Raw genomic sequence first — 22,559 nt, 5'->3', positions numbered from 1 at the left:
TCTCCCCACTCCCCCACCCTTGGACGAACACACGGATCGGAATCTAGCCCCCTGACGGGGTCAGGTGCGTCCCGGCTCGGGCCGGAGTGGTGTTGCGGCTCGCGGACGGTACACATGGGGCTGATATTGAAGAGTGGGAAGTGTTCCCGACGGTTGGCCGACGACCGCAGGCAGTGGGAGGGCCGGTGCGTATCTCCGGAGATCCGGCCGGTTCCACCGCGGCCGACGCAGGGCACCGGACCACGCCTCCGCTCAGCTGGGCCGCGGTGATGTTCTGGCTGGTCAGCATCACCGCGCTGGTGGCCCTGACCGGTATCGCCCTGGGCCGCGACACCCGGCCGGCGCCCTTTCTGGTGGTGCTGCCCGCGCTGATCGCCGGGCGCGGGACAGTGCGGCAGACCACAGTGGCGTCCGTGTGGGTGACGATCGTCATCGTCGGCTCCCTCTTCGACAGCCCGCTGCACACGGTGGGCGCGGACGCGGCGGTCATCGCCTTCGCCCTGGTCTTCAACGGCCTCAGCGTGGCGCGGGCGGCGCAGCGGATCCGCTGGGAGGGCGAGATCGCCCGGCTGCGCTCGGCGGCAGCGGCCCTGCAACGGCAGATCCTGCGCCCGTTCCCCCTGATGACCGACCAGTTGCTGGTCCACGGCCTGTACCGGCCGGTGGAGGAGGACAGCCGGGTGGGCGGCGACGTCTACGAGGTCGTCGCCTCCCCCTACGGCACCCGGGTCTTCATCGCCGACGTCCAGGGCAAGGGCCTCCAGGCGATCAGCGCCGCGTTCGCCGTTCTGAGCGCCTTCCGCGAGGCGGCCGTGGCCGAGCCCACGCTCACCGCCGTGGTCGACGCCCTGGAGGAGGCGGTGCTACGGCACAACTCCTTCGCGGCGCAGACCGGTGAGCGGGAGCGGTTCGTGACGGCGATCGTCCTCGGCGTCGACGGCGAGCAGGAGGTCCAGGCGATCAACTGCGGTCATGTGGCGCCGCTGCTGCTGCGCGAGGAGCGGGCCGATCCGGTGCTGCGGCAGGAGCCGTGTGTACCGCTGGGCCTGGACGCCCTGGCCCCCGAGCCCCGTACCGTCGAGTGGTTCGCCTTCCCCGCCGACGGCACACTCCTGCTCTGCACGGACGGTGTCACCGAGGCCCGCGATCCGTCCGGGGTCTTCTACCCCCTTGAGGAGCGGGCGGCGGCCTGGGGCGACGTCCTCCCGAAGGATGTTCCGGCCACCGTCTACGGCGATCTGCGCCGCCATACGGCGGGGATGCCCCGCGACGACACCGCGCTGCTGGTGCTGCGCCGCAGGGGCGACGCGCGCCTTCTCTGACGGGACGGCCCGGTCAGGGCCGGCCACCCTGACGGGGGTCGCCCGCGGTGAGGTGTTCGAGGACCTCGGCCAGTTCCTGGCAGGCCTGTTCCACCGAGAGTCGGGTGTTGCGCTGCTCGGTGATGACGGAGGAGAGCAGCAGGGCGGTGAGGGCCATCGTGCCGTTGAAGGCCTGGAGTTTCATCATCACCTCGACGTGCGTCAGGTCGGCGAAGGGACCCGACTCCCGGGTCGCCGCGATGGTGGCCATCACGGAGGCGAACAGGGCGCACAGCATGCTGCCCGCGAAGCGGAACCGCAGCGCGGCCCAGATCAGCAGCGGATAGACCAGGAACAGCAGGCTGACGTGGCTGTGGGTCACCAGGGGGACGATGACGGCGATGGTGGCCACCAGCAGCAGGGCCTCCTTCCAGCGGTGCAGGTCCAGCGGGAAACGCACCGTGCGCAGCATGAGCAGGAGCGGGGTGACGATGAGCACGCCCATCGCATCGCCCACCCACCAGCCCAGCCAGACCGGCCAGAAGGAGTGCGAGGCCAGCTTGTCGGTGGCGAGGAGCAGGACGACCCCGCAGCTCGCGCTGATCAGCATGGCGGTCAGGGCGCCCAGGAAGACCAGGGCGAGGCCGTCGCGGAGTCTGCCGAGGTCGGTACGGAAGCCCACCCGGCGCAGCATCAGGCATGCGCAGACGGGAGCCACGGTGTTGCCGGCGAGGACGACGAGCGCCGTCGGGTGGAGCGAGGTGAGTGACAGGATCACGAAGAGGATGCCGAGGGCGATACCGGGCCAGACCCGCAGCCCGAAGATCAGCAGGGCGGCCACCGCTACGCCGGTGGGAGGGTAGATCGGGGTGAACACGGCGCCCTCGACGACGAGCTCGCGGAGCAGGCCGAGCCGTCCCGCCGCGAAGTAGCAGCCGGCGACGGCCAGCGTCAGGAGGGCGTACCCGGCCGGTCGCCGCAGATCATCGAAACCCACCACAGCTGCCATCAGACACCGACCCCGCCGTGTCGGCGAGGCGAGCGACGCGGGGCGGGCCTATGGTCCGCTCTCGGGCGCGTCGTGTCCCACGACCAGTACGGCCGCGTCGTCCTCGTGCCCCACACGCTCGGCTCCCTTGATCACGGCGGCGGCGAGCGCACCCGCCTCCATGCCCGCCACAGCGGCGATTCCGGCGAGGCGCATCACCTGGTCGAGGCCTTCGTCGACGCTCATCGAGGGGCCCTCCACCACGCCGTCGGTCACCAGGACGAAGACCCCGCCGGTGGTGAGCCGGTGCTCGGTCACCGGGTACCGCTGTCCGGCGACGATGCCGAGCGGCGGTCCGCCCTCGTCGTCGGCGATGCCGCACCGGCCGTCGGCAGTGGCCCAGACGGAGGGTATGTGTCCGGCCCGCGCGCTCTCCAGCACCCCGGTGGCGGGGTCGAGCCGTACGAAGGTGCAGGTCGCGAAGAGTTCGGTGCCCAGGGACAGGAGCAGGTCGTTGGTCAGGGCGAGGAGTTCGCCGGGCTCGCTGGTGACGGAGGCGAGGGCGCGCAGGCCGACCCGGACCTGGCCCATGAACGCGGCGGCCTCGATGTTGTGGCCCTGGACGTCGCCGATGGACAGGCCGATGCGCCCGTCGGGCATGGTGAAGGCGTCGTACCAGTCGCCGCCCACGTTGAGGCCGTGGTTGGCGGGCGAGTACTTGACCGCCAGGTGGAACCGGGGGGTGACGGGCATGTCTCCGGGCAGCATGCCGCGTTGCAGGGCGACGGCCAGTTGCAGCAGGGAGCGCTGCAGCTCCGCCCGCTCGCGCGCCTGGGCGGTCAGCGTCCCGAGCCTGGCCAGCAGCTCGTCGCCGTCGTCCGTCGGGCGTATCCGGGACATCGACCACTCCAAGGGGGTTGGTACCGCTATAAGCATAAAGAACCGATTTTTCTCCTCCCGGGCAGGAAGACGAGAACGGCCCGGCCGCCGCCGTAGCGGGGCCGGGCCGACCGGTCGTGTGCGCTGTGTCAGCCCTGGCGGGCCTTGAAGCGCGGGTCCTTCTTGTTGATGACGAACGTCACACCGCGGCGGCGGACCACCTGCGCGCCGGGCTTGGCCTTCAGCGAGCGCAGGGACTTGCGGACCTTCATGACTTCCTCCCGTAGCGGCGCTCGAAGCGCTCCACACGGCCGGCGGTGTCCACGACCCGTGTGTTGCCGGTGTAGAAGGGGTGGCTGGCCGACGAGATCTCGACGTCGATCAGCGGGTAGGTGTTCCCGTCTTCCCACTCGATCGTGCGCGCGGACTGCGCCGTCGAGGTGGTGAGGAACGCGGTGTCCGCGGCACGGTCGCGGAAGACGACCGGACGGGACACGGGGTGGATGCCAGACCTCATGGTGTTTCCTTCCTCAGGCCGTCCCCGGAGGGACGGCCGCTCTGCTGGGTTCAACGCTGTTCGCGGAATTCGACGTGCTCGCCGGCGACCGGGTCGTACTTGCGCAGGACCAGCCGGTCGGGGTCGTTGCGACGGTTCTTCCGCGTCACATAGGTGACGCCGGTCCCGGCCGTCGACCTGAGGGTGACGACGGGACGGTTCGTGGTGCGTGCCATGAGGACCTCCTTCCGCCCACATCCCGGGATCTTGTCCCGAGCATGTCAGCTACATGCGTTTCAACACCGGCACCCCTCGGCGCATTCCCGCCGTCTAGACCCGCAGCGCGGCCTTCTCCCTGGCCGCCCGAACGGCCTGGGAGAGGCCCTCGATGTCGTACGCGCCGTAGTGCCTGCGGCCGTTCACGAAGAAGGTGGGTGTGCCCGCCACTCCGCTGAGGTCGGCCGACTCGACGTCCTCGGCGACGTGGCCGGCCCCGGCGTGGGCCCGCATGTCGCGTTCGAAGCGGGCGGTGTCCAGGCCGATCTGTTCGGCATAGCCCCGCAGGTCCTTGAGGCGCAGGGCGCCCTGGTGGCTGAGCAGCAGGTCGTGCATGGCCCAGTAGCCGCCCTGGAGCGCGGCGGCCTCCGCGGCCTCGGCGGCGAGCTGGGCGTGCAGGTGGACGTCGGTGAGCGGGAGGTGCCGCCACACGTAGCGCACCTCGTCCCCGAAGTCGCCGAGCAGTTCACGGACGACCGGCTCGGCCTGGCCGCAGTACGGGCACTCGTAGTCGCCGTACTCCACGACGGTCACCGGGGCGTGTCGCGGGCCGCGCAGATGGTCGCGGTCGGGGTCGACGGGGACGGACAGGTCGACGATGGTCTCCGCCCGGCCGAACAGCACCCGGGGCCGGATCTGCGGCGGGAGCAGTCCGATCACGCCGGTGACCAGCCGGGCGACCAGGAACGAGCCGACGACGGCGCTGAGGATGCCTGTCTTCGCGTCCTCCAGGGTGGTCCCGTCGAAGGCGAGCGTCGCGATCAGCAGGGAGACGGTGAAGCCGACGCCCGCCAGGGTGCCGCCCGCGGTCACGGCGCCCCAGCCGACCGGCGGCCGGACCCGGGACAGGACGCTGGTCAGCGCCGTCGAGGAGATGATGCCGAGCGGCTTGCCGACGACGTACCCGATGAGGATGCCCAGCCCGACGGGCGAGGTGAAGGCTCTCGCCAACTGCTCCCCACTGATCTGGAGCCCGGCGTTGGCCAGCGCGAACAGCGGGACCACGGCATAGCTAGCCCACGGGTGGTAGATGCGCTGGAGGCGGTCGTTCGGGGAGATGGACGCGGCGATGCCGGCCCTTACGTCGCGTTCCAGTTCGGGGGTGGGCTGTTCGCGGAAGAGCCGGAACAGTCCGGTGGCGCGTTCCAGGTCGTCGCGTCCCGCCGGGTAGGCGAAGGTGATCAGCCCCATGGCGAGCCCGATGACGACGGGGTCCACGCCCGATTCGAGCAGCGCGACCCAGGCGACGACCCCGAGCACCGCGTACACGGGCCCCCGGCGCACCTTGAACCGCCGCAGCAGCAGGACGACGCCGAACGTGCCCACGGCGGTCAGGAGCGCCGGTACGGCGATGTGGTCGCTGTAGAAGACGGCGATCACCACGAGCGCCAGGAAGTCGTCGACGACGGTGATCGTGAGGAGGAAGACACGCAGTCCGGGCGGCATCTCCCGGCCCACGACGGCCAGCATGCCTAGCGCGAACGCCGTGTCGGTGGACATCGCCGCGCCCCAGCCGCCCGCCGTGCCGTGGCCGGCGTTGATCGCCAGGTAGATGCCGATCGGCACGAGCATGCCGCTCAGGCCCGCGACGAGCGGCAGCGCCAGTCGCTTGCGTTCGCGCAGCTCGCCCATGTCGAACTCGCGGCGCGCCTCCAGGCCGACGACGAGGAAGAACAGCGTCATCAGCCCGCTGTTGACCCACTCGCGCAGATCGAGGGAGACCCCGTGCGAGCCGAGCCGGACGGAGAGGTGGGTCCCCCAGAACGACTCGTACGCCGACGGCGTGACATTGGCCCAGACGAGCGCGACCAGCGCCGCCGCCACGAGGACGGCGGCGCTTCCGGTCTCGGTCCGCAGGAAGTCGCGCAGCGGGGTGCGGGCTTCGTCGCCGCACGACGTCTGCCCCGTGTAGTCGGTGGCTTCGAGGGACATACGGGGTTCAACTCCACCTGGCGTCGTGACTCACGTGTCGGCCCAACACCGGCCGCCCCACCGTTCATTCCGGCCACGGGCGGCACACGGCCGACCGTACGGTCAGCCGCCGAGCGCCGTCCCGACCACGGCCTTGGCCTCCTCCTGCACCTGACCGAGGTGGTCGGGACCGAGGAAGGACTCGGCGTAGATCTTGTACACATCCTCGGTGCCGGAGGGCCGCGCCGCGAACCAGGCGTTGGCGGTGGTCACCTTGATGCCGCCGAGGGCCGCGCCGTTGCCGGGCGCCTCGGTGAGCACGCCGGTGACGGGCTCACCGGCCAGCGTGTCGGCGGTGACCTGAGCGGGCGAGAGCTTGGCGAGCAGCGCCTTCTCCTCGCGGTTCGCCGGTGCGTCGATCCGGGCGTAGGCCGGGGTGCCGAAGCGGTCGGTGAGGCCGGCGTAGTGCTGCGAGGGCGTCTTCCCGGTGACGGCCGTGATCTCGCTGGCGAGCAGCGCCAGGATGATGCCGTCCTTGTCGGTGGTCCACACGGAGCCGTCCCGGCGCAGGAAGGACGCGCCGGCCGACTCCTCGCCGCCGAAGCCGAGCGAGCCGTCGACCAGGCCGTCCACGAACCACTTGAAGCCGACGGGCACCTCGACGAGCCGGCGCCCGAGGTCGGCGGCGACCCGGTCGATCATCGACGAGGACACCAGCGTCTTGCCGACCCCGGCGTCCGCGGGCCACTGCTCGCGGTGGGCGTAGAGGTACGAAATGGCCACGGCCAGATAGTGGTTGGGGTTCATCAGGCCCGCGTCCGGCGTGACGATGCCGTGCCGGTCGGAGTCGGCGTCGTTGCCCGTGGCGATGTCGAACCGGTCGCGCTGGGCGATCAGCGAGGCCATCGCGTACGGCGACGAGCAGTCCATGCGGATCTTGCCGTCCCAGTCCAGGGTCATGAACCGCCAGGTCGGGTCCGTGAGCGGGTTGACCACGGTCAGGTCGAGCCGGTGCTCCTCGGCGATGCGCCCCCAGTAGGCGACGGACGCCCCGCCCAGCGGGTCGGCGCCGATCCGCACCCCGGCCGTCCGGATCGCGTCCAGGTCGAGGACGCTCGGCAGGTCGGCGACATACGTGCCGAGGAAGTCGTAGCGGCCCGTGCCGGGGGCGGCGAGCGCCTGCGTGTAGGGGATGCGGCGGACGTCCTTCATGCCGCCGGCGATGATCTCGTTGGCGCGGTCCTGGATCCAGGAGGTGATCTCGGAGCCGGCCGGGCCGCCGTTCGGCGGGTTGTACTTGAAGCCGCCGTCTGCGGGCGGGTTGTGCGAGGGGGTCACCACGACGCCGTCCGCGAGGCCCGAGGTCCGGCCCCGGTTGTGCGTGAGGATGGCGTGGGACACCGCAGGGGTGGGCGTGTAGCCGTCCGCGCTGTCGATGAGGACGGTGACCTCGTTGGCGGCGAACACCTCCAGCGCGGTGACCTGCGCGGGCTCGGACAGCGCGTGGGTGTCGGCGCCGAGGAAGAGCGGGCCGTCGGTGCCCTGGCCTGACCGGTACTCGCAGATGGCCTGGCTGGTGGCGGCGATGTGGTCCTCGTTGAACGCCGTGTTCAGGGAGGACCCGCGGTGCCCGGAGGTGCCGAACGCGACGCGCTGCCCCGGCTCGGCGGGGTCCGGGTGCAGCGCGTAGTAGGCGGTGACCAGTCGGGCTACGTCTACGAGATCCTCGGCACGGGCCTGTTCGCCCGCTCGCTCGTGTGGCATCTGCCCGCTCCTCCATGTCGACCGACTTCGCGTACGGCCCCATCTTTCCTCGTCAGGGGCGCGTTTAGCGAGTACACCCCCGCCGCCTGTGGAAAACCCGGGCCTCCGCTGTCCGTCAGTACCGGTGGCGCCTGTCCAGTTGCTTCAGGACCGCGCCCGCCATGGCCGCCTCGCCCTTCGCGTTGGGGTGCGCCGGAGCCGCCGAGGAGGCGGGCTGCAAGGGTTCGATCCAACGGTCGGCGGGCGCCTTGCACATGTCGTGGCCGACGGTCGGGCCGTAGGTGTCGACGTACTCCGCGCCGTTGAGGGCGGCCACCAGACGGAGCATCAGGTTGAGCCGCTTGCCGGTGTCGCGGAGGTAGGGGAAGTCCTTGGCGGCGAACGGCACCGAGGGGTAGCAGCCGCTGCCGTCGTCGGGCAGGAGGTCCGGGTACCCGACGACGAGCACGCGCGCGTGCGGTGCCTTCTTGTGGACCGCGCGGAGCACCTTGGTCACCTTCGGCGCGGTGTTGAGGATGTTCAGCGCCAACTGGTCGACGCCGGAGGAGTTGTAGTAGCGCTGGCAGGGGTTGCCCGCCAGGTCCGTGGCGCTGAGCTTGGCGCAGGTGCCGATGATGGTGCTGAACCCGATGTCGTTGCCGCCGATCTGGACGGTCACCAGGTCCGTGTCCCGCTGTACGGCGTCCAGTTGGGGCGGGTTGGTGCCCTGCGCCTGCCACATCTCCGCGGTCGTCGCCCCGCTGCAGCTCACGTCCGTGAGGACGGTCCCTCTCTGGTCCGCCGTCACCACCGAGGGGTAATTGTGGTCGGAGCGGGCGCAGTTGGCGTCCACCTGGGTCGGTATGTACGGGCCCGACGTGTAGGAGTCCCCGAGCGCCACGTACTGGGTGGTGCGGTCGTGGCCGTGTCCCGAGTCGTGTGCCGCCGCGGGCGCCGCGGACGCCACGACGAGGGCGCAGCCGCTGACCGCCGCCGCGACCGCCACGGCCCTGCCGCGGTGGTGCGCCGACGCGGCCGGATGCGTCTCACGGTTCATGGAGTTCCTCCCCCAGGTAGGAGACGGCGCGACAGGACACCCCGACGTGGTCGTCTCTCGTCCAACTGGCCTTGTATACCGGGCGGTAAGTCCCGGGGGCCAGGGGTCGGGAGGGAGGAGTTCGCTGCCCCCAGGGGCAAGGCGCGCCGAAATGGTTCGGCCGGTTCGGTGGCCGGTTCCCGGCGCCACGCACATGGACCCGCTCCGCCGGGTATCTCTACGGCAGGCACCAACGCGCGTGGGGGTGGGGGGAGTTGGCGCTGTTGACGGAGAGGTTGCGGAGGCACGAGAAGCGCGCGTCGCGCCGTTCTCGACGGCGGGAGACGATTCGCGCGCTGCGCGCCCAGGGACGCTACGGCCCCGGACTGCGCGAGGTGCTGCCCGCGCTGTTGGTCGTGGCCCTCGTCGTGTGCGGGATCGTGGCCGGCCTCGCCGTGGCGTACCGCACCCTCGGCGCCGGCGCGCTCGTCGGCGGTCTGGCGCTGCTCGGCGTGATCGCCGTGGCCGCGGTCGTGCACCACCGGCCGCTGGCCCGTCGCCGCCTGGGTTTCTACACGCCCGAGGAGATCGCCGACCTTGACGTGGAGGGCCTCGCGCTGGCCGTGTCCCGGATGCTGCGCCGCGACGGCTGGCGGGCGCTCGCCCGGCCCGACGCGCTGGGCAGGCCCCGCGTCCGGGCCCGCGACCGGCGCGGTCGCCGTCTTGAGGTGGCCTTCCGGCCGGTCGCCGAACCGCTGCCCGACGAGGAGGCGCCGACCCGCTCGGGCCGCACGGCCGGCTCCGGGCCGCACCTGCGTCTCGTGGTCCACCGGGGGACCTTCAGCGGCCGTGATGTGCAGTGGGCACGCCGTCAGGGCGGCGTCCAGCTCATCGACGGCACGCGATTACGGCGCTGGGCCCACGGGACTCCCCTGCACCGGTTGACCGACGTCCCGTGAAACGCGGAACGAGCCGCGGGCACAACACCCACGGCTCGTTCGCGGTACGGCTCGTCAGCCCTCGCAGTGGTTGCCCGCCGCCGGGTTCAGCAGACCGATCACGTTGATCGAGTTGCCGCACACGTTGAGGTCCAGGTCGATGGGGATCTGGACGACGTTTCCGGAGAGCACGCCCGGGCTGTCGACGGCGACACCGACGGGGTCGGGGTCCGCGCTCGCCGTACCGGCGCACAGCAGCAGTGCCGCACCCGCCAGACCCACGGCGGCCGTCAGACGCTTCCTCATGGAGAACTCCTGTCATTCGGAGGGGCATGTCCCTCCACGCTGAGGGTGCTCCCGGGGGTGCCGACACTCTTCGGCGTCCGAACGGGTGGCGGCCGTCCTCCAGACCGTCGCTCCAGGCCGCCCGCTCAGGCCGTCAGGCCAGCGGCGACCGTCGCCCCGAGTTCCCAGCAGGCCTCGGTGCCCGCTCTGTCAGGCTCGCCGGTGAGCGTCACCGACTCCGCGACCCGCCGCCAGCCCAACCCGGTCGTGATCGACTCGATGCCGCGCACGGCTCCCGTCACGTCGTTCCCGCCGTGCACGTAGTACCCGAAGGGCCTGCCGCGGGTCTCGTCCAGGCACGGGTAGTAGACCTGGTCGAAGAAGTGCTTCAGCGCGCCGGACATGTAGCCGAGGTTCGCGGGCGTGCCGAGCAGATACCCGTCGGCGGCCAGCACGTCGGATGCGGTCGCGGACAGGGCGGCACGCCGTACGACCTGCACGTTCTCGATCTCAGGGGTGGTCGCTCCGGAGACCACGGCCTCGAACATCGCTTGGCAGTTGGGCGAGGGGGTGTGATGGACGATCAGCAGGGTGGGCACGGGGTGAACTTACTCGTCGGCCGGATACGTCTTGGTCACCTTGCCCTGGGGATCAGCCTCCAGATATCCACTCGACCCGTACTCGTCACTCAGGTAGACGGACATGTTCGCGGGCTCGTCGAAGGTCTTCCACGGGCCCTCGACCAACAGGTAACGGGACGTCGGGTTCTTCACCTTGAGCACTTTCCCCGCACGGGTGAGCAACGCGGGGACAGCGTCCCAGTCGAACTTCCCCAGGTCCACCGGCTCATACCCGTCCATCAACTCGTCCTTGATGATCCCCTCCTCCACGCTGCCGCCGACACGGTAGGTGTACGAGTCGAACTTGGTGTTGCTGCCGTTGACCATCACATCCGCCAGGACGTACTCGGGATAGACGCTCAGGTTGCCGAACCTGTCACGTCCCGATTTCTGCTCGATGGCCTTGATCGCGGTGCGGATGCCGTTGGGGGTGAGCAGGTCGGTGGTCTTCGCGGAGCCCGAGCTGGAAGGCGTGGCGGTGGGTGAACTCTGCTGTGTCTGTCCGGTCGCGCCCGGGGAGTTGGTCGCACCCTTGTCGTCGCTGTTCCCGCCCGGCAGCACCTTCCAGGCGAGCGTCCCGATCAGCAGTACGCCCACCACGCTGGAGGCGACCGCGACGCCCGGTCGCCCGCGTCGCCGTACCGCCTGCATGTCGTCGGTGGGCGGCAGCACAGGCAGCACCGGCGGAGCCGGGGGTGCGAGCGGGTACGACGTGGTCTCGGGGCCGCGGGCCACCGGCTGGGCCGCCGCCGCGGCCAGCATCCGGCCCACCGTCCCCGCGTCCGGCCGCGCCTCGGGATCGCGGACCAGGACGCAGGACAGCATTGGCGTCAGCGACCCGGCACGGACCGGCGGCGGGACCTCCTCCTGGAGTACGGCGGCCAGCGTGGCCAGGGTCGTACCGCGCCGGAGCGGGTGGTGGCCCTCGACGGCGACGTAGAGCATCATCGCCAGCGACCAGAGGTCGGCGGCGGGTCCGCCGCTGTGGCCGGAGACGCGTTCCGGTGCCATGTAGTCGGGGGTGCCGATGATGGAGCCGGTGGCGGTGAGGGCCGTGGCGTCGCGGATCGCGGCGATGCCGAAGTCCGTGAGGACGGGGCGGCCGTCGGTGCGCAGCAGGACGTTGGCGGGTTTCACGTCACGGTGCTGGACGCCGGCCGCGTGTGCCGCGTTGAGGGCGTCGAGCACTCCGGAGCCGAGCCGGGCGGCCTCCGCCGGTGCCATGGGTCCGCGCTCCAACCGGTCGGCCAGGGAGCCGCCTTGGACGAGTTCCATGACGAGCCAGGGGTAGGTGCCCTCGCCGCCGTCGACGATGTGATGGATCGTCACCACGTTCGGGTGCTCGACCCTCGCCAGGGCGCGTGCCTCGCGCAGGACCCGCTGGCGGAGCATCTCGGCCGCGCCGGGGTCGTACTCGGCGAGGTCGAGGTCCGGCGGCCGGACCTCCTTGACGGCGACATACCGGTGCAACAGCAGGTCGCGGGCGCGCCACACCGTGCCCATGCCACCGCCGCCGAGCCGTGACTCGAGCTCGAAGCGGCCGTCGACGACCCGTCTGTCGGTCTCCCCCTCGTTCATGCGGAGGAGCTTATGTGACGAACGTGCACTCCTGTGCCGCGCGTTCGGTGATTGAGAAACGTCCGGGCCGACCCGTGTGGGCCGACCCGGACGTCAGGTGGTGCGGACTGCTCAGATCAGGTCGAAGCGGTCCAGGTTGGAGACCTTGACCCACGCGTCGACGAAGTCCTTCACGAACTTCTCCTTCGCGTCGTCGCTCGCGTACACCTCGGCGAGCGCGCGGAGTTCGGAGTTCGAGCCGAAGACCAGGTCGGCACGCGTGCCGGTCCACTTGACCGCGCCGGAGGCGTCGCGGCCCTCGAAGGTCTGCTGGTCCGAGGAGGTCGACGACCAGGTGGTGCCCAGGTCGAGCAGGTTGACGAAGAAGTCGTTCGTCAGCGTGCCGACCTTGTCGGTGAGGACACCGTGCGTGGACTGGCCCTGGTTGGCGCCCAGGACGCGCAGGCCGCCGACGAGGACGGTCAGCTCGGGGGCGGTCAGCGTGAGCAGGTTGGCCCGGTCGAGCAGCAGGTACTCGGCGGGGAGGCGGTTGCCCTTGCCGAGGTAGTTGCGGAAGCCGTCGGAGGTGGGCTCCAGCGCGGCGAACGACTCGACGTCCGTGTGCTCCTCGGTCGCGTCGACACGGCCCGGCGTGAAGGGGACCTCCACGTCGACGCCGCCGTCCTTGGCGGCCTTCTCGACCGCGGCGGCACCGCCGAGGACGATCAGGTCGGCCAGGGAGACCTTCTTGGCGCCGGAGTTGAACTCCTGCTGGATGCCTTCGAGGACCCGCAGCACCTGGGCGAGCTGGTCGGGGTCGTTGGCCTCCCAGCCGCGCTGCGGCTCCAGGCGGATGCGGGCACCGTTGGCGCCGCCGCGCTTGTCGCTGCCCCGGTGGGTGGAGGCGGACGCCCAAGCCGTGGACACGAGCTGCGAGACGGTAAGGCCGGAGGCGAGGAGCTTCGCCTTGAGGGCCGTGATGTCGGCGGCGTCGATGGTCTCGCCCTCGGCGGCCGGCAGCGGGTCCTGCCACAGCAGGGTCTCGGACGGGACCTCCGGGCCGAGGTACAGGGACTTCGGGCCCAGGTCGCGGTGGGTCAGCTTGTACCAGGCGCGGGCGAAGGCGTCCGCGAACTGGGCCGGGTTCTCGTGGAAGCGCTTGGAGATCTCACCGTAGATCGGGTCGAAGCGCAGCGAGAGGTCGGTGGTGAGCATCGTGGGGAGCTTCTTGGCGTCGCTGTGGGCGTCCGGGATGATCGCCTGAGCGTCCTTGGCCACCCACTGGTTGGCGCCGGCGGGGCTCTGGGTGAGCTCCCACTCGTAGCCGAAGAGGATGTCGAAGAAGTCGTTGCTCCACTGGGTGGGCTTGGTGGTCCAGGTGACCTCGAGACCGGAGGTGATGGCGTCGCCGCCCTTGCCGGTGCCGTAGGTGGACTTCCAGCCCAGGCCCTGCGCCTCGAGCGGGGCGGCCTCGGGGTCGTCGCCGACCGACTCGGCCGGGCCCGCGCCGTGGGTCTTGCCGAAGGTGTGGCCACCGGCGATGAGGGCGACGGTCTCCTCGTCGTTCATCGCCATGCGGCGGAAGGTCTCACGGATGTCGCGGGCCGCGGCCAGCGGGTCCGGGTTGCCGTTGGGGCCCTCGGGGTTGACGTAGATGAGGCCCATCTGGACGGCGCCGAGCGGGTTCTCCAGCTCGCGGTCGCCGGTGTAGCGCTGGTCGTCGAGCCAGGTGGTCTCGGGACCCCAGTACACGTCCTCGTCGGCCTCCCAGACGTCGGCGCGGCCGCCGCCGAAGCCGAAGGTCTCGAAGCCCATGGTCTCCAGCGCCACGTTGCCGGTGAGGATCATGAGGTCGGCCCAGGAGATGGACTGGCCGTACTTCTTCTTGACCGGCCACAGCAGACGGCGGGCCTTGTCCAGGTTGCCGTTGTCCGGCCAGCTGTTGAGCGGCGCGAAGCGCTGCTGGCCGCGGCCGCCACCGCCGCGGCCGTCGCTGATGCGGTAGGTGCCGGCGCTGTGCCAGGCCATACGGATCATCAGCGGGCCGTAGTTGCCGAAGTCCGCCGGCCACCAGTCCTGCGAGGTGGTCAGTACCTCGGCGATGTCCTGTTTGACGGCGGCGAGGTCGAGGGCCTGGAACGCCGCGGCGTAGTCGAAGTCCGCGCCGAGCGGGTTCGCGACCACCGGGTCCTTGGCGAGGATCTTCAGGTTGAGCCGCTCCGGCCACCACTGACGGTTGCCGCCGCCCTGGGTGGGGTGCGGGGCACGCCCGTGCGCGACGGGGCAGCCCCCGGCATCCTCCGACTTCGCGTCCGTGACGATTGCGTCGTGGTTCTCAGACATGGGAATCCTTCCAAACGGGGTGGATCACGTGACTCAGGAACTGGGGGCAGCGGTACAGGTGGGGCACAGACCCCAGTAGATGACCTCGGCCTCGTCGATCGAGAAACCGTGGTCGTCGGACGCGGTCAGGCAGGGTGCCTCGCCGACCGCGCAGTCGACGTCGGCGACGACACCGCACGACCTGCACATGACGTGGTGGTGGTTGTCGCCGACGCGTCCTTCGAAGCGGGCGGGACTGCCGGCCGGTTCGATACGGCGTATGAGTCCGGCCGAGGTCAGTGCGTGGAGGGCGTCGTAGACGGCCTGGAGCGATATGTGTCCTACGCGGTCACGGACCCCGGACGCGACCGCCTCGACATCGAGGTGGTCGCCGTGCCGGACGGTCTCGAGCAGCGCGACGCGGGCTGCCGTCACCCGCAGGCCGGCACCGCGCAGCTCCTCGGCGGTGGTCGGAGGCGGGGAAGCGGTCATGGCGCTCAACCTACAGCCATAAACACGAGTGATTCAAGAAAACAAACGGTTCAAGTTTGATGTCGTGCCGGGGTGGGCGATGTGGAACGGTCCCAGGTGGTGGCCGTGACCCCACGTTCCCGCAATGCGGCCTTGCGAACTTTGCCGGTCTCGGTGAGCGGGAGTTCACGGACGGTATCGATGTAGCGGGGCACCGCGAACGGGGGCAGCTCCTCCGCGCAGTGCCGTACGAGGTCCCGGAGGTCCAGCACCTGCCCGGGCGCGGGAACTACGGCGACCATGACCTCGTCCTCGGCCAGTTCCGAGGGGACGGGGAAGGCCGCCGCGTCGGCGACCGCCGGGTGCGCGCGGACGGCGGACTCCACCTCGTGCGAGGAGATGTTCTCGCCGCGCCGCCGGATGACGTCCTTGATCCGGTCGACGAACCGGAACCACCCGTCGGGCTCGCGCACCACCCGGTCGCCGGTACGCCGCCACTCGGTGGGGCCGGGTTCCGGCTCGCCCAAGTAGCCGGTGCAGAAGGCGAATCGGTGTGCGCTGCGGACCAGCAGCTCGCCGGGGACTCCGTCCGGGACGGGGTCGAGCAGTTCGTCGACCACGCGCGCGGAGAAGCCCTCGCGCACAATGCCGACGTAGCCGGGCCGCTGTTCCTCGGGGGTCGAACCGATCACGAGGTTGGTCTCCGTGGATCCGAACCCGTCGACGAGCGTGACCCCGAACCGCTCACGGAACGGCTGCCACGCGGACCCCGGAGTGGCCGGCGAGAGCGCGCGCCAGGCCCGGTGCGCGCGGTCGGCGGGGCCCGGCGGCTGCGCGAGCAGCATGGGCACCATCGCGCCCAGCAGATAGACGACGGTCGCCCCGGTCCCGGCCACCCGCTCCCAGTACCGCGTGGCGGAGAACCGCTCGTCGATCACACAGCTCGCGCCCACGACCATCGCCTGCGTCAGGGTGGTCAGGGCATTGGTGTGGAACAGCGGCAGGCAGGTGTACAGCACGTCGTCGGCGGTGAGGCGGAGCGAGTCGGAGACGTTGCGGCCCCACCGGACGGCCTGCGCGTGCGGGCAGCGCACCCCGCGCGCCGCCCCCGTGGTGCCGGAGGTGAACAGCACGAACACGGTGTCGTCCGGGCGCACTTGGGCCGCCGGTACGGCGGGCGCGATGCCCGGGGCAGGTATGCCGTCACGGCCGAGGACCCACAACTCCCCCTGGAATCCGGCCGTTACGACCCGCTCCGCCAACTCCTCCTCCACCACAAGGAATCGCGGTTCCGCCGCACGCAGCACCTGTCGGAGTCCACCACCCCGCAACCCGGTGTTGAGCGGGATCAGCACCGCGCCCAGCCAGGCGCAGCCGAGGAGGAGGTCGACGAGCTCGATCCGGTTGCCGGCCATGACGGCGACCCGGTCTCCCGGCCGACAGCCGCGCGCCGCGAGCGCGCCCGCCATCGTGGCCGCGGCCGTCCGGGTCTCCGCGTACGTCCGGGTCACCTCCCCCATCCGCAGGAAGGTCCGTTCGCCGAACTCCCCGGCCGCCGCGTCGACGAGGCCGGGAATGGTGTCGATCACCGCAGGACTCCGGCCTCCCGGAGCTGTTGGACGCGCTCCGCCGAGAACCCGGCCACCTCTTCCAGTACGGCGTCGGTGTCGGCGCCCAGCACGGGCGCGGGCTCGCGGACCGCGCCGGGTGTGCGGGTCAGGCGGATCGGGACGCCCTCGTGGAGGAAGGCGCCCGCGACCGGGTGCTCCTTGCGCACATAGAAGCCGCGGGCCCTCAACTGCGGGTCGTGCTCGACGAGTTCACGCCCGTCCTGGACCGCTCCGGCCGGGATGCCGTGGGCCTGGAACGCCTCGGCGGCGACGTCGGCGGGGAGCGTGCGGGTCCACTCCCCCAGGGCTGCGTCGACCAGGTCGGTGGCATGTCTGCGCGCGTCGGCCGTCAACGTCCGTTCGTCGGCGGCGAGTTCGGGGCGGCCGATGACCTCGCAGAGCGCGGCCCACTCCGTGTCGTCGCGCACGCTGACGGCCAGCCAGCGGTCGGCGCCGAGACAGCGGTAGACGCCCTGCGGGCTCCAGCTCGGGTGGGTGTTGCCGGCCGGTGTCACCTTCGGGCCGCCGAGGAGGCTGGTGCCCATGTGGGCGGCGATCGCCTCCAGTTGGGACAGGTCGATGTGCTGTCCGCGTCCGGTGCCGGAGCGGTGCTCCAGGGCGGCGACCGTGCCGAGGGCTGCCTGCAGTCCGGCGACGATGTCGCCGTGGCCGTAGATCACCCCGACCACGTCGTCCGGCCCCCAGCCGGTGAGGGCGGTCAGGCCCCCGCTCGCGGAGACCGTGTCGGCGTACGACACCCAGCCGTTGCGCGGTCCGGTGTGGCCCATGCCCGACATGCTGACGTAGACGAGTCCGGGGTTGATCCGGCGCAACTCCTCGTAGTCCAGGCCGAGTTTGCGCATGACCGTGGAGCTGAAGTTCTCCACGAGGACGTCGCTGTGGGCGATGAGTTCGCGCAGCACCGTGATGCCGTCGGCGGTGCGGGTGTCGAGGGCGATGCTGCGTTTGTTGCGGTTGACCTCGTTGAAGTAGCCGTTGGTGTTCGGGTCCGTGTGGGGGCCGCGCGAGAGGTGCATGAAGGGCGCGAAGCGGGTGGGGTCGGGGCGGCCCGCGGACTCGACCTTGATGACGTCGGCGCCGTGGTCGGCGAGGATCTTCGTGCAGTAGGGGCCGGCCAGGACCCAGGTCAGGTCGAGGACGCGGATGCCGTGCAGGGCGGGGTGTGCGGAGGCTTGCCGCGCAGGGCGTTCGGCACGTGGTCCGGCCTGGATCAGGTCCTGGTCCGCGCCCACCTCCCGGACGTCCAGCTCCCGTACCCGGTGGCCCTCGGGGAACGCGAACGGGAAGCCCAGGTCGGTGCGTTCGCCCTGCGGTGTCCGTACCCGGGTGAAGAACTCGCGGGCCGCGAGCTGGGGGTTGTCGGGGAGTTCGTGGGGCAGGTCGACGGCGGCCCAGGGGAGTTTCCTGGCCTGGGCTCGCTCGGCGAACTCGGCCTTCGGCCAGGTGCCCACGAAGTCCTGGACGACCTTGAAGACGTGCTCCTGGTGTTTCTTGCGTTCGACCGGGTCCTGCCAGCGCGGTTCGGTGAGGTCGGCCGCCGCGTCCTCCTCGCGCAGCCAGGCGAGCAGTGCGTCCCACATGCGGGGGCTGCCGCCGAGCCCGCCGCCCAGGTAGCCGTCGGCGGCCCGGAACAGGCCGTGCGGGACGAGGGGGTGGACGCGGCCGGGGCGTGGCGGCACCCGGTCCTCGTGCAGATAGGCGAGGGTTCCGGCCTCCAGGGCGGCGGCCACGCAGGCCTGTGCGGAGACGTCGACGAGCTGTCCCGGGCCGGTGCGGCGGGCGCGCAGGCCGAGCAGGGCGGCGATCGCCGCGTTGACGCCCGCCAGTTGCTCGGCCTGCTGCTCCGGGAGCCGCAGCGGCGGGCCGTCGGGGTCGCCGACCTGGGCGAGCATCCCGCCCAGCGCGGCCACCACGAGGTCGGTGCCCTGCCAGTCGCTGCGCGGGCCGATCAGCCCGAAAGGGGTGACGCGGACGTGCACGAGGTCGTCGAGTCCGGCGGCCAGCGCCTCCGCGCCGCCCGGAGTCCCGTCGAGCAGCACGTCGGCGGTGGTCAGCAGGGCGCGCAGTTCTTCCGGCGAGGCGGCTACGACCGAGCGTTTGCCCGCGTGCCAGTGCGTGAAGGCGTCGCCGTCGAGTTCGCGTCGCGTCCCGTCACCCTCCGGCGGCTCGACGAGCACGACCTCGTAGCCGAGCCCGACCAGCAGTCGGCCGGCGAACCGGGTGAAGGGACTGGACAGTTCGACGACGCGCGGAGCGGCCTGGCTCACGTCTCCTCCCCGGAGAGTCAGTGGTGCTGCTGGTTCAGGAAGCCGGTGACGACGCTGTGGTAGTCGTGGGGCCGTTCCTCCTGCGGGTGGTGGGAGGCCTCGCTCATCACGTGCAGGTTGCCCTTGGGGATCATGCGGGCCAGCATCAGCGGGTAGTCGGGGGTCAGGAACGCGTCCTGCATGCCCCACACGAAGAGTGTCGGCGCGGCGATCAGGCCGAGTTCGGCGGTGAGATCCTGCCAGTCGCCGCGCGGGTTGTCGGAGGCGCCGGCGAGGGCGGTCTCCTCGGGGTCGAGGCTCTGTTCGTAGCGCAGAGTCACGGTGCCGTCGGGGATGGCGTCCGGGTCGAACCACTCCAGGCGGGCGATGAGTTCGCGCATCTTCTGCCAGGAGGGGCCGGTGCCGCCGTAGTACACGTCCCGGGCGTTGCGGCCGCGTCGGCCGCCCTCCGGGAGCGGGGCGAGAGGGCCGTAGAAGACGGGCATGCTGCCGGTGATGACCAACGACCGTACGCGGTCGGGGTACTTGGCGGCCAGGTTGAGGGCGATGGTGCCGCCCCAGGAGTTGCAGACGAAGTCGGCGCGGTCGATGGCGAGTTCGTCGAGGAGGGCCACGGTCTTGGCCGCGTGGTAGTCCCACATGGGGCCCTCGATGACGGGCTTGGCGGACTTGCCGTACTGGAGGATGTCGACGAGCAGACAGCGGCGTTCCTGCGCGAACAGGGGGGCCACCTGTCCGAAGTCCGACCAGCCGGTGCAGCCGGGGCCGCCGCCGTGCAGGAAGACGGTCGGACTGACCGCGGGGCCGCCCTCCCCCAGTTCGACGTAGTGGTATTTGACGCCGTCCGCTTCCGCGTAGGCGCCCTCCGGCGGCGGCTGGATGTCCATGAGGTCCATGTCCCGATGGTGGGACGGCGGCGATCTCCGCCCAAGCGGAACGGTCCGCTGAGCGGGCCGGATCCGTGGCGGCCGGGGGACGGTCCTCCTTAGCGTCCGGGCATCGGACGAGAACAGGAGGCAGCCCATGTTCCGGAACGCCGAGCTGGAGCTGGTCGAGGAGCGGGCCCGGGCGTCCCTGGGGGCGTGGGAGCGGCGGTCGCTGGGGGTCGTACGGGCCGAGGACGCGGCGGAGTTCGCGCGGGCGGCCGGGGAGAGAGCGCCACGTCTCGTCGATCCCGGCCACGCCGACTTCGCCGTACATCCGATGTACGTGGTGAGCCTGCTGCGCGGGGCACCCGGTGCCGAGGCGTCGGAGCTCCGGCCGGACGGCATGTACCGCGACGAGGTGCCCGGCACCGACGGGCTCGGGGTCCGGCTGATGGCGGGCGGCCAGGCGGTGCGCTGGATCGCGGCGGCACGGGCCGGCGACCGGATCGAACTGCGGCGCGCGCTGACCGCCGTGGAGCGCAAGGGCAGTGGTGAGGGGTTCGTGCTGCTCACGGTCGAGAAGGTGTACGGCTCGGTGCGGGGGACGCTGGTCGAGGTCACGGAGAGGTTCATCGTCCGATGACGGACCGTCACATCATCGTCGGGCAGGCCGTGTTGCCGGTCGGAATGGCTCCCGACGCGATCACCCTGCTGCGGTTCGGCGCGGTCACCCGCAACGCCCATCGCATCCACTACGACACCGAGTTCGCCCGCTCGGAGGGGCTGGCCGGGCCGGTCGTCATGGCTCAGCTGCACGGCTGTCTGTTCTATCGCGCCGCCGCGCAGTTCGCGGGCGAGGGCGGGCAGGTCCGGGAGGTGGAGTGGCAGAACCGGGCGCCGGCCGGCGTGGGAGAGCGGCTGGTGGTGACCGGAACCGTGCGTGCCGTGGGCGGAGCCGACGGTGAGATCACTCTCGATCTGGTCGAGCGCTGCGGTTCCGGTGACGTGGTGTGCTGCCGGGGGCGGGCCGTGGTCGTCCTGGGGTGAGAACCGCTCGCTCCGGCAGCCAGGCGTCGATGGCGGCCGCCAGCTCGGCGCGGTCGGTGAAGACGTGTCCGTCCATGCCCGCGGCCCGCGCGGCGCGTACGTTCTCCTCCCGGTCGTCGACGAAGAGGAAGTCGGCCGGGGCGGCGCGCAGGGCGACGACACAGTGCTCGAAGGCCGCCGGGTCCGGTTTCGCCGCGCCGATCTTCCCGGAGAAGGCGACATGGTCCAGCCGGTGCAGCCAGGGCTGTGCGGCGAGGAAGGCGTCCGCGTGGTCCGAGGGGATGTTGGACAGCAGGGCGACCTCGGCGACGGCACGGAGGGACTGGGCGTAGGCGACCATCGAGGGGTCGACGCGTGACCAGCTGTCGATGTCGGTGCGGCGCAGTTCCTCGACGGTGTCGGCGTCGACGGGCCTGCACAGCCATCGGAGTACGGCGGTCCAGTACTCGGGCGCGGACTGGTGACCGGCGTCGTAGGGCGGGCGGCAGGCCCAGTAGGCCTCGGTGAAGGCGTCGGTGGGTGTGGCACAGCGGGCGGCCATCCTTCCCAGGGCGCCCGGGCGTTGATGGCGGGCGATGACTCCGAAGAGGTCGAAGAGCACGATGCTTCGGTCGGTGGGCATGGCGAGGGTTCCTCCGGGTTCCGGGGGCCTGTGCGGCACGGAGTGAGCCGTGCCGCACAGGCGGTCAGTGGCCGCTGGGTGCCATCTCGGGCGTGCGGTCGGATCCGGTGCGCAGGATTCCGGCGGCCACGGCGGTGATCGCACAGAGCAGGATCAGCAGGACGAAGGCGTGGTTCAGGGCGACGAGGTGGGTCAGCCAGCCGATGACAGCGGGGCCGGCCAGCATGCCGACGTAGCCGAGCCCGGCGACGCGGGAGACATTGGCCCCGGCGGCGGAGGGGTCTGCGTGCCCGGCCGCGCTGAACAGCTGCGGGACGCAGCCGGACAGCCCCAGGCCGAACAGCGCCCACCCCACGAACGCGGCCCAGATCCATGGGGAGACGGTCACGATCGCGATGCCGACGGCGGCCGTCGTCGCGCCGTGGCGCAGGATCGCCATGGATCCGAACCGGGCGGCGAGGTGGTCGGCGAGGAGTCGGCCGATGGTCATGGTCGCCGCGAAGGTGCCGTAGGCGAAGGCGGCGGTGCTGGCGGGGGCGCCGAGGACGTCCTTCAGGTGCAGCGCGCTCCAGTCGTTGGCGGCTCCCTCGCACAGCATGACCATCAGGGCCAGGGCGGCGAGGATCCAGATGCGTCTGGCGGTGCCACGCCGCTCGGGAACCCGGACCTCCGCCTTGGCGGCGATCGGCGCGGTCGGCAGCAGGGCGCGTGCGGATATCAGGGCGGTCGCAATACCCAGAACTCCCACGGCGGCCATGCCCGTTGCCGGGCTCAGGCCCGCGCTCGCCGTGGCCGCTCCGACGACTGCGGCGAGGACGCCGCCGACCGAGAACGTGGCGTGGAAGGCCGACATGACGGGCCTGCCGTACGCCTTCTCCACGTGCACGGCGTGCGCGTTCATGCTCACGTCCAGGCAGCCGTTGCAGAACCCGAAGACCAACAGAGCACCGGCCAGCGTCCACGGGTCCCGGGCCAGGCCGGGCAGTACCAGGGCCGCGCTGCACAGCACGGCGGTGGCGGGGACGACGACGCGCGCCCCGAGCCGGTCGGTCAGCGGCCCGGCCACCTGCATGCCGATGAACGCTCCGAGCCCGAGCAGTACCAGCAGTCCCCCGAGCGTCGCGTGCGTGATGCCCACGCGCTCCTCGACGGCGGGGATGTTCACCACCCAGGTGCCCATCAGCGTCCCGCACAGACTGAAGTGGACAAAGGTCGCGATGCGGGCACCTCGAAGCGAATCATTCATGAGATCCACCGTAACGAACACTCTGTCCGATTGAATATTGGCATTTCGCACACATTG

22 protein-coding genes are annotated in these 22,559 nt (G+C 71.2%); 4 read left to right on the top strand and 18 right to left on the bottom strand.

Annotation, left to right across the window (positions count from 1 at the left end; all coding sequences use genetic code 11):
- The first annotated feature begins 185 nt into the window (after nt 1–185).
- The gene (locus tag SSP08S_RS13725) at nt 186–1,322 is read left to right on the top strand and encodes a PP2C family protein-serine/threonine phosphatase (protein WP_019068179.1); all 1,137 of its coding nucleotides are present in this window, start codon (nt 186–188) and stop codon (nt 1,320–1,322) included.
- 13 nt (nt 1,323–1,335) lie between these two features.
- On the opposite strand, the gene SSP08S_RS13720 is transcribed toward SSP08S_RS13725, so the two are convergent.
- The 8 genes from SSP08S_RS13720 to SSP08S_RS13685 form a co-directional block, all read right to left on the bottom strand.
- Nucleotides 1,336–2,310 carry an MASE1 domain-containing protein gene (locus tag SSP08S_RS13720; RefSeq protein ID WP_026178465.1) on the bottom strand — a complete coding sequence of 325 codons (975 nt, stop codon included), beginning with the start codon at nt 2,308–2,310 and terminating at the stop codon, nt 1,336–1,338.
- Between the two features lie 48 nt (nt 2,311–2,358).
- On the bottom strand, nt 2,359–3,189 hold the full coding sequence (locus tag SSP08S_RS13715) for a PP2C family protein-serine/threonine phosphatase (protein WP_019068177.1): 831 nt from the start codon (nt 3,187–3,189) through the stop codon (nt 2,359–2,361).
- Between the two features lie 128 nt (nt 3,190–3,317).
- Nucleotides 3,318–3,440 (bottom strand): type B 50S ribosomal protein L36, encoded by a 123-nt coding sequence (gene ykgO / locus SSP08S_RS13710; protein WP_006130958.1) that lies wholly within the window; start codon nt 3,438–3,440, stop codon nt 3,318–3,320.
- Nucleotides 3,437–3,685 carry a type B 50S ribosomal protein L31 gene (locus SSP08S_RS13705; RefSeq protein WP_026178464.1) on the bottom strand — a complete coding sequence of 83 codons (249 nt, stop codon included), beginning with the start codon at nt 3,683–3,685 and terminating at the stop codon, nt 3,437–3,439. The genes ykgO and SSP08S_RS13705 overlap by 4 nt, the downstream gene beginning before the upstream one ends.
- Before the next feature lie 50 nt (nt 3,686–3,735).
- On the bottom strand, nt 3,736–3,900 hold the full coding sequence (gene rpmG / locus SSP08S_RS13700) for a 50S ribosomal protein L33 (protein WP_019068175.1): 165 nt from the start codon (nt 3,898–3,900) through the stop codon (nt 3,736–3,738).
- A gap of 94 nt (nt 3,901–3,994) precedes the next feature.
- Nucleotides 3,995–5,872: a Na+/H+ antiporter NhaA gene (gene nhaA, locus SSP08S_RS13695; protein ID WP_019068174.1), complete on the bottom strand. Its 1,878-nt coding sequence runs from the start codon at nt 5,870–5,872 to the stop codon at nt 3,995–3,997.
- Nucleotides 5,873–5,974: 102 nt separating this feature from the next.
- A complete protein-coding gene (gene pgm / locus SSP08S_RS13690; protein ID WP_019068173.1) occupies nt 5,975–7,615 on the bottom strand; it encodes a phosphoglucomutase (alpha-D-glucose-1,6-bisphosphate-dependent) in 1,641 nt (546 codons plus the stop codon).
- Between the two features lie 115 nt (nt 7,616–7,730).
- On the bottom strand, nt 7,731–8,651 hold the full coding sequence (locus SSP08S_RS13685) for an SGNH/GDSL hydrolase family protein (RefSeq protein WP_019068172.1): 921 nt from the start codon (nt 8,649–8,651) through the stop codon (nt 7,731–7,733).
- Nucleotides 8,652–8,914: 263 nt separating this feature from the next.
- Here SSP08S_RS13685 and SSP08S_RS13680 point away from each other — a divergent pair, with 263 nt between their 5' ends.
- Nucleotides 8,915–9,589 (top strand): hypothetical protein, encoded by a 675-nt coding sequence (locus tag SSP08S_RS13680; RefSeq protein WP_026178463.1) that lies wholly within the window; start codon nt 8,915–8,917, stop codon nt 9,587–9,589.
- Between the two features lie 54 nt (nt 9,590–9,643).
- Here the strand turns inward: SSP08S_RS13680 and SSP08S_RS13675 are convergent, their stop codons facing one another.
- The 8 genes from SSP08S_RS13675 to SSP08S_RS13640 all read right to left on the bottom strand — a co-directional run bounded on the left by SSP08S_RS13675 (nt 9,644) and on the right by SSP08S_RS13640 (nt 19,617).
- On the bottom strand, nt 9,644–9,874 hold the full coding sequence (locus SSP08S_RS13675) for a chaplin (RefSeq protein ID WP_019068170.1): 231 nt from the start codon (nt 9,872–9,874) through the stop codon (nt 9,644–9,646).
- Nucleotides 9,875–9,999: 125 nt separating this feature from the next.
- Nucleotides 10,000–10,452: a flavodoxin family protein gene (locus SSP08S_RS13670; RefSeq protein ID WP_019068169.1), complete on the bottom strand. Its 453-nt coding sequence runs from the start codon at nt 10,450–10,452 to the stop codon at nt 10,000–10,002.
- A 9-nt stretch (nt 10,453–10,461) separates the two neighbouring features.
- The gene (locus SSP08S_RS13665) at nt 10,462–12,051 is read right to left on the bottom strand and encodes a serine/threonine-protein kinase (RefSeq protein WP_019068168.1); all 1,590 of its coding nucleotides are present in this window, start codon (nt 12,049–12,051) and stop codon (nt 10,462–10,464) included.
- 111 nt (nt 12,052–12,162) lie between these two features.
- Nucleotides 12,163–14,373, bottom strand: a complete 2,211-nt coding sequence (gene katG, locus SSP08S_RS13660) for a catalase/peroxidase HPI (RefSeq protein ID WP_019068167.1) — start codon at nt 14,371–14,373, stop codon at nt 12,163–12,165.
- A gap of 33 nt (nt 14,374–14,406) precedes the next feature.
- Complete coding sequence (locus SSP08S_RS13655; RefSeq protein WP_019068166.1) at nt 14,407–14,844, bottom strand: Fur family transcriptional regulator; 438 nt, start codon at nt 14,842–14,844, stop codon at nt 14,407–14,409.
- 50 nt (nt 14,845–14,894) lie between these two features.
- Nucleotides 14,895–16,412 (bottom strand): AMP-binding protein, encoded by a 1,518-nt coding sequence (locus SSP08S_RS55275; protein WP_019068165.1) that lies wholly within the window; start codon nt 16,410–16,412, stop codon nt 14,895–14,897.
- A complete protein-coding gene (locus tag SSP08S_RS13645) occupies nt 16,409–18,721 on the bottom strand; it encodes a CaiB/BaiF CoA-transferase family protein (protein ID WP_019068164.1) in 2,313 nt (770 codons plus the stop codon). The genes SSP08S_RS55275 and SSP08S_RS13645 overlap by 4 nt, the downstream gene beginning before the upstream one ends.
- Before the next feature lie 17 nt (nt 18,722–18,738).
- Complete coding sequence (locus tag SSP08S_RS13640; protein WP_019068163.1) at nt 18,739–19,617, bottom strand: alpha/beta fold hydrolase; 879 nt, start codon at nt 19,615–19,617, stop codon at nt 18,739–18,741.
- Between the two features lie 127 nt (nt 19,618–19,744).
- On the opposite strand from SSP08S_RS13640, the gene SSP08S_RS13635 reads away from it, so the two are divergent.
- A complete protein-coding gene (locus SSP08S_RS13635) occupies nt 19,745–20,230 on the top strand; it encodes an FAS1-like dehydratase domain-containing protein (protein WP_019068162.1) in 486 nt (161 codons plus the stop codon).
- A complete protein-coding gene (locus SSP08S_RS13630; protein ID WP_019068161.1) occupies nt 20,227–20,634 on the top strand; it encodes a hotdog family protein in 408 nt (135 codons plus the stop codon). Before SSP08S_RS13635 ends, SSP08S_RS13630 begins: the two co-directional genes overlap by 4 nt.
- On the opposite strand, the gene SSP08S_RS13625 is transcribed toward SSP08S_RS13630, so the two are convergent.
- Nucleotides 20,555–21,256: an HAD family hydrolase gene (locus SSP08S_RS13625; protein WP_019068160.1), complete on the bottom strand. Its 702-nt coding sequence runs from the start codon at nt 21,254–21,256 to the stop codon at nt 20,555–20,557. The two genes, SSP08S_RS13630 and SSP08S_RS13625, sit on opposite strands and share 80 nt — an antisense overlap.
- Before the next feature lie 64 nt (nt 21,257–21,320).
- Nucleotides 21,321–22,502: an MFS transporter gene (locus SSP08S_RS13620; RefSeq protein WP_043259410.1), complete on the bottom strand. Its 1,182-nt coding sequence runs from the start codon at nt 22,500–22,502 to the stop codon at nt 21,321–21,323.
- Between the last annotated feature and the right edge of the window lie 57 nt (nt 22,503–22,559).

Origin of the sequence: Streptomyces hokutonensis (assembly GCF_000376565.1) — a bacterium.
Taxonomy (GTDB): Bacteria; Actinomycetota; Actinomycetes; order Streptomycetales; family Streptomycetaceae; genus Streptomyces; species Streptomyces hokutonensis.
The sequence above is the reverse complement of the archived record's forward strand: the minus strand, read 5'-3'. Positions and strand labels throughout refer to the sequence as shown.

Bases quoted from the DNA above. Each gene is read 5' to 3' on its own strand.
- SSP08S_RS13720 (WP_026178465.1), bottom strand. From the start codon at position 2,310: ATGGCAGCTGTGGTGGGTTTCGATGATCTGCGGCGACCGGCCGGGTAC.
- SSP08S_RS13715 (WP_019068177.1), bottom strand. From the start codon at position 3,189: ATGTCCCGGATACGCCCGACGGACGACGGCGACGAGCTGCTGGCCAGG.
- ykgO (WP_006130958.1), bottom strand. From the start codon at position 3,440: ATGAAGGTCCGCAAGTCCCTGCGCTCGCTGAAGGCCAAGCCCGGCGCG.
- SSP08S_RS13705 (WP_026178464.1), bottom strand. From the start codon at position 3,685: ATGAGGTCTGGCATCCACCCCGTGTCCCGTCCGGTCGTCTTCCGCGAC.
- rpmG (WP_019068175.1), bottom strand. From the start codon at position 3,900: ATGGCACGCACCACGAACCGTCCCGTCGTCACCCTCAGGTCGACGGCC.
- nhaA (WP_019068174.1), bottom strand. From the start codon at position 5,872: ATGTCCCTCGAAGCCACCGACTACACGGGGCAGACGTCGTGCGGCGAC.
- pgm (WP_019068173.1), bottom strand. From the start codon at position 7,615: ATGCCACACGAGCGAGCGGGCGAACAGGCCCGTGCCGAGGATCTCGTA.
- SSP08S_RS13685 (WP_019068172.1), bottom strand. From the start codon at position 8,651: ATGAACCGTGAGACGCATCCGGCCGCGTCGGCGCACCACCGCGGCAGG.
- SSP08S_RS13675 (WP_019068170.1), bottom strand. From the start codon at position 9,874: ATGAGGAAGCGTCTGACGGCCGCCGTGGGTCTGGCGGGTGCGGCACTG.
- SSP08S_RS13665 (WP_019068168.1), bottom strand. From the start codon at position 12,051: ATGAACGAGGGGGAGACCGACAGACGGGTCGTCGACGGCCGCTTCGAG.
- katG (WP_019068167.1), bottom strand. From the start codon at position 14,373: ATGTCTGAGAACCACGACGCAATCGTCACGGACGCGAAGTCGGAGGAT.
- SSP08S_RS13655 (WP_019068166.1), bottom strand. From the start codon at position 14,844: ATGACCGCTTCCCCGCCTCCGACCACCGCCGAGGAGCTGCGCGGTGCC.
- SSP08S_RS13640 (WP_019068163.1), bottom strand. From the start codon at position 19,617: ATGGACCTCATGGACATCCAGCCGCCGCCGGAGGGCGCCTACGCGGAA.
- SSP08S_RS13635 (WP_019068162.1), top strand. From the start codon at position 19,745: ATGTTCCGGAACGCCGAGCTGGAGCTGGTCGAGGAGCGGGCCCGGGCG.
- SSP08S_RS13630 (WP_019068161.1), top strand. From the start codon at position 20,227: ATGACGGACCGTCACATCATCGTCGGGCAGGCCGTGTTGCCGGTCGGA.
- SSP08S_RS13625 (WP_019068160.1), bottom strand. From the start codon at position 21,256: ATGCCCACCGACCGAAGCATCGTGCTCTTCGACCTCTTCGGAGTCATC.
- SSP08S_RS13620 (WP_043259410.1), bottom strand. From the start codon at position 22,502: ATGAATGATTCGCTTCGAGGTGCCCGCATCGCGACCTTTGTCCACTTC.